The sequence below is a fragment of the Streptomyces sp. NPDC088252 genome, assembly GCF_044740965.1.
GTDB lineage: Bacteria > Actinomycetota > Actinomycetes > Streptomycetales > Streptomycetaceae > Streptomyces.
Window position 1 is genome coordinate 64,736 of record NZ_JBIURS010000033.1, and the last position, 14,288, is coordinate 79,023.

Genomic DNA, 14,288 nt, shown 5'->3' on the forward strand with positions numbered 1-14,288 from the left:
CGAGCGAGTTGACCACGGCGAGCCCGAGAGCGGTTTCGGAGGGCTGCCCCGAAAGACGCCGAAAGAGTTCCCGAGGAAGGCACCGGGGCGGCCCCGCCTGCCACGTCGCCGCGACACTCCTCCACTACTCCTCCACCACGTCCGTGGGGCGCTGGACCGTGCCCGCCCCACCACCGGACGCATCGCCGTGCGACGCATCGCCGTCGGACGACGACATCTCGCCCGACGAACCGGACGAACCGGAGGCCCCGGCCTGCGCATGCGCCCCGCTCTCCTGGAGCCCGACGTCCTGGCTCGCCGGGGACGGACCCGCTCCCACCTGGCGCGCAAGTCGCTGTTCCTCCGTGCCGATCCAGTGCTCGCCGTTGTCGCGGGCTTCCTGCGACAGCTGTGCGGCGAGTCGTTCGGCGGCGTCGCGTCCGACGGTCAACAGCGCTCGGCCCACCGCGCGTTCGGCCTCGGTCTCTACCTCCCGGCGGTGCACCGGATCCGGGTCCGTCTCGCTCACGGGTGGCCACCGCAGCACACCTGATGTCAGCCGGCGCAGCTCCGTGAAGTCGTGTTCCACCAGCTGTGCCGCCAGGTCACGCGGCGCCGGGCCGGATGGGTCCGCAAGCTCTCCAAGGGCCCACGGCACGGCCTGAATCCGCTCGGCAATGTCCATCAGCGCGGCGGGGGCGCCCTCCATGCCCAGTCGGCTCGCCAGCCCCAGCAGCCCGTACATGTCGAACCACGCGTGGCCGGTCAGCCTCTCGATCTGTTCCACCGGCACACCCATCTGCCTCGCCCGCCACCGATGGACGTCGTCGCGCTCCACGTCTCCCAGTACGTCTAGGTCCGCAAAATCATGGACGGACAGCCCGGTGTCGTGGAAGTAGGTCAGAAACGTCCGAAGTTGTTCGACGGCGGTCGAATCGCCAAGGAGGACACTGTTCATGTCGACACCGGCCTCCGCCTCCAGTTGGGGCTCCAGCCAGTCCTCCTGCCACCTCTGCGGGCTCGTCCCCTCGCCCAGCGCGGTCAGCAGGCTGCTGCGCAACCACCCGCCGAGCAAATGGTAATCCGCCGGCCCCAGCCCGAGCATGTCGCTCAGCCGGAACAGGAAGGGGCCGAGGGCCGGCGGCACGTCCAGTTGCCGCGCCACCTCGCGGATCTCCGCGGCGGGCAGCTGCCCGGTGAGGGTGCTCAGATCGAACAGGTCCGGTACGGCGTCGTCTCCCGCCCAGATCTCGTGCGCGAACTCGGCCAGTTGCTGGAGCGTCGGACCGCCGGCCGTCACCACTACGTACTGCGCGGGATCGACGTCCAGCCGCTGGGAGATCCAGTCGCGGATACCGTCCATGACGGCCCCTGCGCCGGTCGTGACCGGCTCCGTCTGCTGGACGGCCTGGCCGCTCTCGTGCTCGTACTCCTCTGCCGCGCGGTCCACCGCCTCCAGTACGTCGACGAAATCCAGCTGCCGGAGGCTGTCCAGGTCCCGGCCCCCACGGCGGAAGTCACCCCAGTGGAGCAGCGCGAACACCTGCGAGGGAGCCAACCAACGGCCGTTCCAGGACCGTGAAGCCGCGCTGCCGGGCCCCGCGAAGACGGGGTCGGACACCAGCCGGTACAGCCACGCACGGTCCTGCGAGGTACGCGCGCCCAGCAGCCATGCCGCGTCCCCGAGCAGGCGCCCGGCCTCCCAGGCGCCGCGCACGTCGAAGGTCGTCAGGAAGTGCCGTAGCGCCGCGCCCTCGTCCGCGAGCGACGACGGCCGCAACGACCAGTGGACGGCCGAGGAATCCTGGGTGTCACCGCTCTCCACCAGCCGGCGCAGCTGTTCGGCGACCTGGTCGGCCGCCCAGGATGGGGCGTCTCCCACGGAGAGCGGCCGGAAGATGCGGACCAGTTCCTGCGGCCCGGCGAGCTGGTGCAGTACGTCCAGCCGGACGGGGACAAGCTCGAGCACCCGGAACAAGTCTTCGATGTCCGTCAACCCCAGGGCCCGTGCGGACTCCCACGCGGTGACCGGCGATTCCTCACCCGTCAGCGCGACGAGGTTCAGCAGATCCCCCATGCGCTCCAGGCCCAACCCCTCGCCTGGCGTCTCCGGATCCGCGATGCCCAACCGCTCGCGCAGCATCTCCAGATGCCAGATCTCGTCGGCGCTCAGGCGCACGAGCCGGTCCTCCGGTACGTTCCAGGCACGGGCCGCCCAGCCGCGCAGCGGCGGTGCGGCCGACTCGCCCGGGCCGCTGTAGGGCGGCGGTTGCACACCCTCGCGCGTGCGCACCTCTGAGACGAGGTCCGCGTACCTCGGCGGGGGCTGGTAGGGGGCGGCGGCCGTTTCTTCCGTGTCCGGCGTTCCCGCTTTCGTGCCCTCGTACGTGGACAGCCACGCGGTCACCAGCCGGTTGGCGTGCTGAGGCGTCAGCAGATCCCAGAGGATGCGCCGCACCCCTGCGTGGTCCACCGCGTTCCGCAGGGCATCGGCCTCCTCCCGAAGATGTCGGTCGAGTGCGCCGAGCGCATGCGTATCGGTCCGTACCTCCGGCCGGGCACCCAGAGTGGTGAAGATTTCTCGGAAGAGTTCCGTCCGCGCGGGCGGCTCGTGGAGCAGCGTCCCGAGGGAGAGGCCGAAGGCACTCAGGAACTGGTCGGCACGCAAGTAGCGCAGCGAGCCGAGGACCTGCCTGGGCTCGTGTGGGGTCCCGTCCGGCTCGGCGCCCCAGACGGCGTCGGACGCTGCGGGGAACTGCTCGACGAGCCGACCGAAGCCCGCCCAGTCGGCGGGGCGATGCAGCCCGAGCCGGCGCCACTGCGCCTGCACGAGGTCGACCCAGCGCTCCGGCACGGTCCAGTCCGTGGATTCCAACTGGTTCGCCGCCGTGCGCCACTCGTGCAGTAGGGCCACATCGCGCGGGAACAGGCGCGCCAGGTCCGCCAGGTCCACGCGCAGCCGGTCCGCGGCCAGACGCAGCGTCGATCCGGTGAACGGAGCGGCCATCAGCGTCCCGGCAAGCACGCGGTTCGCCTCGGCGGGGACGGGTCGCTGGTCCAGCCACTCGGTGACGTACGCGCCGAGGGCATCGCGGTCCTGCTGGTCGCCTTCGGCGAGGCCCCGCAGCGCCTCCAGCGACGATGGGCGTGCCTCCGCGTGACGCCGGAAGGCCGCCAGGTCGCCCAGGCCCAGGCGGACGTCATGGCCCGCGAACCACCCCAGGTCCTCCGGCTGGAAGCCCACTGCGGCGAGTCGGCTGCGCAGGGCGAACGCACCCAGCTCGACCCGCTCCTCAAGGGGCACATCCCCCAGCCACGGCAGCTCGCCGACCACCGTCGCCAGGTGCTCGGGCAGCACCCCCAGGCGATCCGACAGTCCGAGGACCTCCGCCGGTCCCACCTGCCAGGCGTCTACCAGGTCCACGACCGCATGGGGGAACTGTCCCGACGCCGCCACATGGTTCACCAGCGCAGCGGTCTGCGCGGCGTCCAACCGCCACCGGTACGCCTGCCCGATCAGTCCGGCGACGTTCACCGAACTCGGCAGCGTGTAAGGCGGCTCAAGGCCCTGCTGCCAGCCGGTCATGATCGGGCTGAACGTCTCCCGCTCGTCGACCGGATTGATCGGGTAGGGCGCTCCGACGTCACGGACCGACGCGACGAAGCGCCTGAACCTCTCGCCCTGCGGCCCCGCCTCCTCGACGCGGGCCGCCAGCTCACGGAACCAGGAGATGTCCCGGACGGACCGCAGACCGTGCTGCTGTACGTGCGAGGACGCCCGCTCCTGCGCGCCGTCTGCGCCGTAGTGGCGGACGAAGTCGCCGAGCTGGGCCGGGTCGAAGAAGGCCAGGGGACTCAGGTCCTCACCAACGCTGGTGAGCACGATCAGCTCGGTCACATCCTCGGGACTGACGCCGAGCCGCTCGGCCAGCTCCTCCTCGGTCTGCGGAACCTGGGGGACGTCGTCGGTCGCCTCGGCCCAGACGGGCTCGTGGCGCAGCGTCCCCAGGTGGGGCCGGAGAACGTGCTGTTCCTCGAACGCCGCACTCTCCGCCTCGTCTGCCCTGCTCCGTTCGTCCAGCCACCGGCTGACCAGCCCATCGTCGTCCGCCGCACCGGACCGCAGCTCCTCCAACGCGGACCCGTTCTCCTGCACGAAGCGCCGGAAACCGACAAGGTCCTGCGGGCGCAGCTGCAACCCGGATCCCGCGAACCATCCAAGGTCCTCCGGGATGAATCCCGCCTCCGCCAGGCGCCGGCGCAGCACATCTGCGCCGCTCGCTACCTGCTCCGCCGACGGGACACCGTCCAGCACCCCCGACAGCTCGCCCGACACCATCACCAGATGCTCCGGCGGCACACCCAGCCGTCCCGCCAGCTCGAAGACCTGGTTGGGGCCAACACCCAAGCCCTGGGTCAGGCCGACGACCTCTTCGGGCAAGCGCCCCAGCTCCTGAACGTGTTCCACCAGCATCGCGGCCTGCCCCGCATCAAGCAGCCAATCGTGCGCCAACTTCATCACTGCGTCGACGTCCACACCGTCCGGCAGCGGGTGCTCGGCGAAGACCCGTGCCACGTCACGGGCCATCCCCCGGAGCTCGGCGGTCACCCAGACCTCCCCGGTGACGTCACCCGTGGTCGAAGCGGCATCAACGTCACTCGTCGTCGAAGCAGTGTCAACGTCACTCATCGTCGAAGCGGCGTCGTGCCAGACCTCCGCGGTGAGATCGCTCGTCGTCGACGCAGCGTCGTGGGAAGCGGAGCCCGCCCCGGCCGCGGATCCCGATCCCGAGCTCGACGCCGAGCCCGACGCCGAGCCCGACGCAAATCCTGATCCCGAGCCCGAATTGAGGAACCGGTCGGCGCCACCCATCGTGCGAGCCAGCCGCTGTTCCTCCGTGCCGATCCAATGCTCACCGACTCCGCGGGCTCTCTCCGACAGCCGTGCGGCCAGTCGTCCGGCGGCCGCGCGTCCGGAAGTCAGCATCTCCCGGCCCACCTCGCCCGCGGCCTGGGCATGGAGTGCCCTGCGGCGGAAGGGCTCGTCTTCCATACCGATGACCGGCGGCCACCGCAGCACACCGGAACCCAGCAAGCGCTGCACCTGCTCGGCCCCGTGCAGCGCCCTGCGCACAATTTCCTGCGGTGTCATCTCGGCGTAGGTGCGGACGATTTCCACGAGACCCCACGGCATGGCCTGCAACCGTTCGGCAAGCCCGACGAGCTCCCTCAGATCCTCGCCCACCCCGAGGCTCGCACTCAGCTCCCGGAGCCCGTACACGTCGAACCACGGCTGCCCCACCAGCGCGTCGTACCGATCCAGCGGCATCCCCAGCTGCTCGGCCCGCCACGAGCGCACGAACTCGCCGACAGGGGCCTCACCGTCAACGAAGGAATCCCACACCACACGACGCTGGCCCGGAATGAGATCGCCGTAGGCGCCCGGCTCGACGACACCGTCCGTCACCAGCTGCGACTGCACACGCTCGCCCAGGCCCGGCAGTTCATCGAGGTTCAGCCCCAGCCCGTGCAGCCGCTCCAACAGCCCCCGCACGAACCGCACCTCAGACTCGGATTCTTCGTACAAGGCATCGAGATCAATGCCCTGGTCCTCCAGGAACGGCTGGAAGCCGCCCTCCAGCCAGGTCTGCGGACTCTCCCCGCCGCGCAGGCTGTTCAGCAAGGACTCGCGCACCACCCGCAGGAGGTGCAACTGCTCCACTTCCAGCCCCAGGACGTCGGCCAGCCGGAGCAGGAACGGTCCCATCGACGGCGCAAGCCCGGCGCCCTCTGCCGCCGCCTGCATCTCGTCCTCGGGCAGGCCTTGCCAGACCCTTACGAGGTCGGCCAGATCCACCAGGTCGCGGGTGCCGACCTGGTGGAGCGGCACACCGTCGGAGCCGAGCCCCGGGACATGGAGGCCCACGGGCTCCGTGCTGACGCCGCGCAGGTAACCCACCATCTGAGCTGGCGTCACATCTTCACGAACGTTGCGGTAATCAGCGACTTCGAGGCCCACCATGCCGGCCGCCCACGCTTCGAGGTCGTCCAGCACCCTGGACGGGTCAGGGCGCCGCCCCGGCTCCGACCAGACCGTTCGGCCCTGTTGTGCGAACTGCTGGTCCTGCTCGAACCGCCCGGCAAGGTCGGTCAGATGCCTGACGGCGGCCTCGGGCTCCAGACCACGCAGCTCCGACAGCGTCCACCCGCTCCCGATCGGCCCCCCAGCCCGGATATCGGCCCAGTGCAAGAGCTGGATCAGCCGGGCAGGCGACAGCCAGGGCGCGTGCGGCCCCGTGGGACCGCCGAAGCCACGCTCACCGAACACAACCGCCATGCGATACAGCAATTCCAGCCCGCCCGGGGTCAGCACACCCGCGACAGCGGCCGCATCAGCGAACAGATCCTCCAAGAGCAAGTCCTCCGGCACAGCGAAGAGCGTCCGGAAGCGTTCGCTGCTCACACGCTCGAAGAAGCGGTGGAAGCCCTCCACCGTGCCCGCGGCGCCGGGGCCGACCCGAAGGTCCTCATGCACGGCCCTTCCCGTGATGAGCTGGAACTCCCCGGCCAAGTCCTCCACAGCACCATGCGCGTCCACGAAGCTCATCTCGCGCAGGTCCGACACGCTGTGCCTGCCACGGAAGTTGGCATATTGCAGCACCACGAGAAGCTGCGCCGGAGCCAGCCAGGTCCCCGTCGGCAACTGCTCACGCAGATCAGCAGGCCCCGCAACAGCCGGGTCGGAAGCGAAACGGAAGAACCAGGCACGATCCGCAGGCGTTTCCGCACCCGCCACCCGGGCCACATCCCGCAACAGCGCCCCAGTGAGCTCGCCGTCCGGCAGGTCAAAGGCAGCACGGAAGGCTTCCACCGCCCCGCCCTCGTCACCCAGCACTTCAGGACGCAACGACCAGTGGACCTCCTCCAGCAGATCCGCAGCCACGGTGTCCGGCACGCGCTGGACCTCCCGGTTCTGCACCAGGTCACGCAAACGGTCCGCGACCTGCTCGAACTCACGGTTACGCCTCAGCGCCCCCGCCTCGTTGAGCGGCCGGAACGCATCGGCCAGCTCACGCTGCCCGGCCAGCCAGTACAGCTCGTCCAGCCGGAACGGAACACGCCTGAGCACCCGGTACAGGTCCATGACGTCCCTGAGCCCCAGGACATGCGCGGCCCCCACCAGATCGGCGACCGACGGCACCTCCCCCATCCCCGCCACCACACTCAGCAGGTCCTTCATCTGCCGAACGCCCAGCCGCTGCCGCAACGCCTCCAGGGCCCCGATCTCCTCGGCACTGAACCTTCCGACCCCCGCCCCCTCAACCCCCCACACACGAACCGCCCAGTCCCGCACCGCCGCCGGAGCAGGAACATGACCGCGCGCCCGGTAAGCCGGCGGCGGACCACTCGGTTCCGACGCCTGGGCCGGGAACGGCCCGGCCTCGGCATCATGTTTCGAGTAGTCAGGCAACCCGTCCAGCGCGGCCCGTACACGGGGCGCGCTGTCCGTATACGACTCGGATTCATCAGGGGCACCCTGGCGCTCGGCATGCGCCTGTGCCCACTCACGCACCACCGGCCCCAACGGCCGGCCCGCGAGCTCATAAGCCAACCAGCGGCTTATGGCGCTTCGGTTCTGGTTACGCAACCGGAGCCCCGGCTGCACGTTGCTGGCCACCGCCGCCGCAATGAGGCGCCTCCTGAGGTCTCGGAATGCGTTCGGGTCGCTGCGCAGCGAATCGGGCAGCTTCGCCACCTCCACGACGAGACGGTTCATCACCCCGGCCCACACGGGCTTGTGGCGCAGCGACGCCAGGTTGAACTGGTAGACGTTCCTCAGGAACCGATTGAGCGGCAGGTAACGGGCCGAGCCAAGGCCCGGATCGGGCGCAGTCTGCGAACCCGAAGCCTCCTGCCGCGGCCTGGGGGCGAAGAGCTCCGGGCATGTCTGGATCAGGCGGGGGAAAGCCGCCCAGTCCTCAGCGGTACGCAGCCCGAGCGCATCGAACTGCGACCTCATGAACTTGACCCAGCGCTCCCACCCCTCTTCGTCCAGAGCCCCACGGCGCTCCACATACTGATGCAGCGCGGCAATGTCCTGCGGGAACAACAGCGCCAGGTCCGAGGCCTGCGGGAACAACGGCCCCAGGTCCGAGTCGTACTGGATCAACAGATCATCCGAGACGTCCCACAGCCGCCGCGCGGCCGCCTCCAGCGTCGGCCTCCTGAGCGCGTCGGACATCAGGACCTCAGCCCGCCGCTGGTGCTCCCGGAACGCCGCACCCGCCGCCGCCTCTGCCTCGCTCCGATCGGCCAGCCACCCCCTGACCAGCCCACCAGTGTCCGCCGCACCGGACCGCAGCCCCTCCAACGCAGACCCGCGCTCCAGCACAAAACGCCGGAAATCGCGGAGGTCCTGCGGGCGCAGCTGCAACCCGGATCCCGCGAACCAACCAAGGTCCTGCGGGACGAATCCCGCCTCCCCCAGGCGCCGGCGCAGCACATCTGCGCCGCTCGCTACCTGCTCCGCCGACGGGACACCGTCCAGCAGCTCCGACAGCTCGTCCGACACCAGCACCAGATGCTCCGGCGGCACATCCAGCTGTCCCGCCAGCTCGAAGACCTGGTTGGGGCCAACACCCAACGCCCGGGCCAGGCCGACGACCTCTTCGGGCAAGCGCCCCAGCTCCTGAACGTGCGCCATCAGCATCGCGGCCTGATCCGCATCGAGCCCCCAGCCGTGCGCCAACTCCATCACTGCGACGATGTTTACGCTCCGTTCGTCCAGCCAGTCCCTGACCAGCTCACGGGCTTCCACGTCCACCGCACCGAACCGCAGATCGTCCAACTCGAATTCGCGCTCCCGCACGAAACGCCGGAAATCGCGGAGGTCCTGCGGGCGCAGCTGCAACCCGGATCCCGCGAACCATCCAAGGTCCTCCGGGATGAATCCCGCCTCCGCCAGGCGCCGGCGCAGCGCGTCTGCGCCGCTCGCTACCTGCTCCGCCGACGGGACACCGTCCAGCAGCTCCGACAGCTCGTCCGACACCAGCACCAGATGCTCCGGCGGCACATCCAGCTGTCCCGCCAGCTCGAAGACCTGGTTGGGGCCAACATCCAAGCCCTGGGCCAGGCCGACGACCGCTTCGGGCAAGCGCCCCAGCGAATGAACGTGCGCCATCAGCATCGCGGCCTGATCCGCATCGAGCCGCCAGCCTTGCGCCAACTCCACCACGTCGGCGATGTTCACACCGACCGGCAACGAGCGCTCGACGAGGACCCGCGCCACTTCGTAGTCCACGCCGAGGAGGTCAGCGTGCTGATGGGTTTCATAGGCGCCGATGGACGAGCCCGACGCAGATCCCGAGCCCGACCCCGAGCCCGACGCAGATCCCGAGCCCGACCCCGAGCCCGAGCCCGACCCCGAGCCCGACCCCGAGCCCGAGCCCGACCCCGAGCCCGACCCCGAGCCCGACCCCGAGCCCGAGCCCGACCCCGAGCCCGACCCCGAGCCCGAGCCCGACCCCGAGCCCGACCCAGATCCCGAGCCCGACCCCGAGCCCGACCCAGATCCCGAGCCCGACCCCGAATTCAGGAACCGGTCGGCGCCACCCATCGTGCGGGCCAGCCGCTGTTCCTCCGTGCCGATCCAATGCTCGCCATTGCGGCGGGCCTCCCGCGACAGCCGTGCAGCCAGTCGTTCGGCAGCATCGCGTCCGGAAGTAAACATCGCCCGGCCCACCTCGCCCGCGGCGTGGGCGTGGAGTGCCCGGCGGCGCTTGGGCTCCTCTTCCATACCGATGACCGGCGGCCACCGCAGCACACCGGAACCCAACCAGCGCTGCACCTGCTCGGCCCCGTGCAGCGCCGTGTGCACCATGTCTTGTGGTGTCGTCTCGGTGTAGGTGCCGGCGAGTTCCACGAGACCCCACGGCATGGCCTGCAACCGTTCGGCAAGCTCGGCGAGCTCCCTCAGGTCCTCGCCCACCCCGAGGCGCTCTCCCAGCTCCCGGAGCCAGTACGCGTCGAACCACGGCTGCCCCGCCAGCGCGTCGTACCGATCCAGCGGCATCCCCAGCTGCTCGGCCCGCCACGAGCGCACGAACTCGCCGACAGGGGCCTCACCGTCAACGAAGGAATCCCACACCACACGACGCTGGCCCGGAATGAGATCGCCGTAGGCGCCCGGTTCGACGACACCGGCCGTCACCAGCTCGGACTGCACACGCTCGCCCAGGACCGGCAGTTCGTCGAGGTTCAGCCCCAGCCCGTGCAGCCGCTCCAACAGCCCCCGCACGAACCGCACCTCGGACTCGGATCCGTCGTGCAAGGCATCAGTATCGATGCCCTGGTCCTCCAGGAACGGCTGGAAGCCGTCTTCCCGCCAGGTCTGCGGCCCGTGCCCACGGCGCAGGCTGTTCAGCAAGGGCCCGCGCACCACACCCAGGAGGTGGAACTGCTCCTGTTCCAGCCCCAGGGTGTTGGCCAGCCGGCGCAGGAACGGTCCCATGGACGGCCCAAGCCCGGCCGCCTCTGCCGCCGCCCGCATCTCGTCCTCGGGCAGGCGTCGCAGGACCATGACGAGGTTGGCCAGATCTACCAGGTCGCCGGTCCCGACCCGGTGGAGCGGCACACCGTCGGAGCCGAGCCCCGGGACATGGAGGTCCACGGGCTCCATGCTGACGGCGCGCAGGTAACCCATCATCTCAAGCGGCGTCACATCATAGAGAGGAAGCACATAGTATGCCTCGTCGCCGAGAGCCATCAGGTCTTCGAGCACCCACCTTTGGAGGTCGTCCAGCACCCTGGACGGGTCAGGGCGCTGCCCCGGCTCCGACCAGACCGTTCGGCCCTGTTGTGCGAACTGCTCGTCCTGCTCGAACCGCCCGGCAAGGTCGGTCAGATGCCTGACGGCGGCGTCGGGCTCCAGGCCACGCAGATGCGACAGCGTCCGCCCGCTCCCGATCGGCCCCCCAGCCCGGGTGTCAGCCCAGTGCAAGAGCTGGATCAGCCGGGCAGGCGCCAGCCAGGGCGCGTGCGGCCCAGGACCGGCGAAGCCGCGCTCACCGAACGCAACCGCCATGCGGTACAGCCAATCGCGCCCGCCCGGGGTCAGCGCACCCGCGACAGCGGCCGCATCAGCGAACACATCCTCAACGGGCCGGCCCTCCGGCACAGCGAAGAGCGTCCGGAAGCGTTCGCTGCTCACACGCTCGAAGAAGTCGTGGAAGCCCTCCACCGTGTCCGCGGCGCCGGGGCCGACCGGAAGGTCCTCATGCACGGTCCTTCCCGTCATGTGCCGGAACTCCCCGGCCAAGTCCTCCACAGCACCATGCGCGTCCACGAAGCTCATCTGGCGCAGGTCCGACACGCTGTGCCTGCCACGGAAGTTGGCATATTGCAGCACCACGAGAAGCTGCGCCGGAGCCAGCCAGGTCCCCGTCGGCAACTGCTCACGCAGATCAGCAGGCCCCGCAACAGCCGGGTCGGAAGCAAAACGGAAGAACCAGGCACGATCCTCAGGCGTGTCCGCACCCGCCATCCGGGCCACATCCCGCAACAGCGCCCCAGTGACCTCGTCGTCCGGCAGGTCAAAGGCAGCACGGAACGCTTCCACCGCCCCACTCTCGTTGCCCAGCAAGTCGGAGCGTCGCGACCAGTGCTCCACGTCCAGCAGGAGCAGGTCCATGGCCACCTCGGTGTTCTGCACCAGGTCACGCAAATGGTTCGCAACCTGCTCGACCACACGGTTACGCCCCAGCGCCCACGCGTGGTTGAGCGGCCGGAACACATCGGCCAGCTCACGCTGCCAGGCCAGCCGGTGCAGCTCGTCCAGCCGGACCGGAAAACGCCTGAGCACCCGGTACAGGTCCATGACGTCCCTGAGCCCCAGGACGCGCGCGGCCCCCTCCAGCGCGGCGACCGACGGCACCTCCCCCATCCCCGCCACCACACTCAGCAGGTCCTTCATCTGCCGAACGCCCAGCCGCTGCCGCAACGCCTCCAGGGCCCCGATCCCGTCGGCACTGAACCTTCCGACCTGCGCCCCCTCAACCCCCCACATACGAACCGCCCAGTCCCGCACCGCCGCCGGAGCAGGAACATGACCGCGCGCCCCGTAAGCCGGCGGCGGACCACTCAGCTCCGACTCCGACCCCGACTCCGACAGTGGTGCAGGCTGCACCGACGCCTGGGCCGGGAGCAGCCCGGCCACGGCGTCCTGATCCGAGTACTCCGGCGGCGCCACGTAGTCCGGCAGCCTCGCATCCAGCGCGGCCCGTACACGGGGCGCGATGTCGTACGGCTCGGAGTCGTCAGGGGCACCCTGGCGCTCGGCATACGCCAGCGCCCACTCGCGCACCACCGGCCCCCACGGCCGGACCGCGAACTCACAGCCCAACCAGCGCCATTGGGTGCGTGCGTTTTGGCGAATCACCCATTCACGGCGCTCCGACGGCACGTTTGCGTGCACCTTGGCGGTGAGGTGGTCGGCAAGGTCTCGGAGTGCGTTCGGGTCGCTGCGCAGCGAATCGGGCAGCTTCGCCACCTCCACGACGAGACGGTTCATCACCCCGGCCCACACGGGCCAGTCGCGCAGCGCCGCCAGGTCGAGCCGGAAGCCCCCCAGGAACCGATTGAGCGGCAGGTAACGGGCCGAACCAAGGCCCGGATCGGACACAGTCTGCGAACCCGAAGCCTCCTGCCCCGGCCTGAAGGCGAAGAGCTCCGGGCATGCCTGGATCAGGCGGCCGAAAGCCGCCCAGTCCTCAGCGGTACGCAGCCCGAGCGCATCGAACTGCGACCTCATGAACTTGACCCAGCGCTCCCACCCCTCTTCGTCCAGAGCCCCACGGCGCTCCACATACTGATGCAGCGCGGCAATGTCCTGCGGGAACAACAGCGCCAGGTCCGAGGCCTGCGGGAAAAACAGCGCCCGGTCCGAGTCCTCCAGGAACAACGGCCCCAGGTCCGAGTCGTGCTGGATCAACAGATCATCCGAGACGTTCCACAGCCGCCGCGCGGCCGCCTCCAGCGTCGGCCTCCTGAGCGCGTCGGACAACAAGGCCTCAGCCCGCGCCCGGTGCTTCCCGAACGCCACATCCGCCGCCGCGTCTGCCCTTCTCCGTGCCGTCCGCCACTCCCAGACCAGCACATCGGCATCCTGCGCACCGGACCGCAGATTATCCAACACGAACTTGCGCTTCAGCACGAAACGATGGAAATCGACAAGGTCCTGCGGGCGCAGCTGCAACCCGGATCCCGCGAACCAACGAAGGTCCTGCGGGCCGAATCCCGCCGCCTCCAGGTACCGGCGCAGCGCGTCTGCGCCGCTCGCTGCCTGCTCCTCCGGCCGGAAGCGGTACAGCCCCGGCAGCTCGCCCGACACCGCCACCAGATGCTCCGGCGGCACATCCAGCTGTCCCGCCAGCTCGAAGACCTGGTTGGGGCCAACACCAAACGCCCGGGTCAGGCCGACGACCGCTTCGGGGAAGCGCCCCAGCGTCCGAACGTGCGCCATCAGCATCGCGGCCTGATCCGCATCGAGCCCCCAGTGGTGCGCCAACTCCATCACGTTGGTGACGTCCACACCGTCCGGCAACGAGTGCCGGGCGAAGACCCGCGCCACTGCGTGGTCCATGCCGAGGCGGTCAGCGTTCTCCCAGATCTCCTCGGCGTCGACGGACGAGCCCGAATCGTAGACCGGGGTGCCCAGGACCTGCGGTGGACCGCTCGGTTCCGACTCCGACAGCGGTGCAGGCTGCATCGACGCCTGGGCCGGGAGCGGCCCGGCCTCGGCGTCCTGTTCGGAGTAGTCAGTCGGTGTCTCGTCCAGCGCGGCCCGTACGTGGGGCGCGATGTGCGTGTTCGGCCCGGAGTCATCAGGGACACCGTGACGATCGGCATGCGCCTGCGCCCATGCGCGCACCACCGGCCCCAACGGCCGGCCCGCGAGTTCGTAGCGCAACCAGCGCAGTACGGTGCGTCCGTCCCTCCGATCCACCCCTTCACGGAGCCCCGGCTGCGCGTTGCCGGCCACTGCCTCCGCGACGAGGCGCCTGCTGAGGTCTTGAAGTGCGCGCGGGTCGCTGCGCAGCGACCCGGGCAGCTTCGCCATCTCCACGACGAGACGGTTCATCACCCCGGCCCACACGGGCTCGCCGAGCAGCGCCGCCAGGTCGTGCTGGAGGAAGTTCCTCAGGAACTGATCGAGCAGCTGGTAACGGGCCGAACCAAGGCCTGGGTCGGGCGCAGTCTGCGAACCCGAACCCTCCTGCCACGGCCCGGTGGCGAAGAGCTCCGGGCAGGCC

At 70.0% G+C, this 14,288-nt stretch carries 1 protein-coding gene; it reads right to left on the reverse strand.

The window, feature by feature from the left end; all coding sequences use genetic code 11:
- Nucleotides 1–124: 124 nt before the first annotated feature.
- Nucleotides 125–14,116 carry a hypothetical protein gene (locus ACIOHC_RS39155; protein ID WP_401846321.1) on the reverse strand — a complete coding sequence of 4,664 codons (13,992 nt, stop codon included), beginning with the start codon at nucleotides 14,114–14,116 and terminating at the stop codon, nucleotides 125–127.
- Nucleotides 14,117–14,288 lie beyond the last annotated feature (172 nt).

What these genes read in the sequence shown, in the direction of transcription:
- ACIOHC_RS39155 (WP_401846321.1), bottom strand. Translation starts at nt 14,116, where the DNA reads ATGAACCGTCTCGTCGTGGAGATGGCGAAGCTGCCCGGGTCGCTGCGC.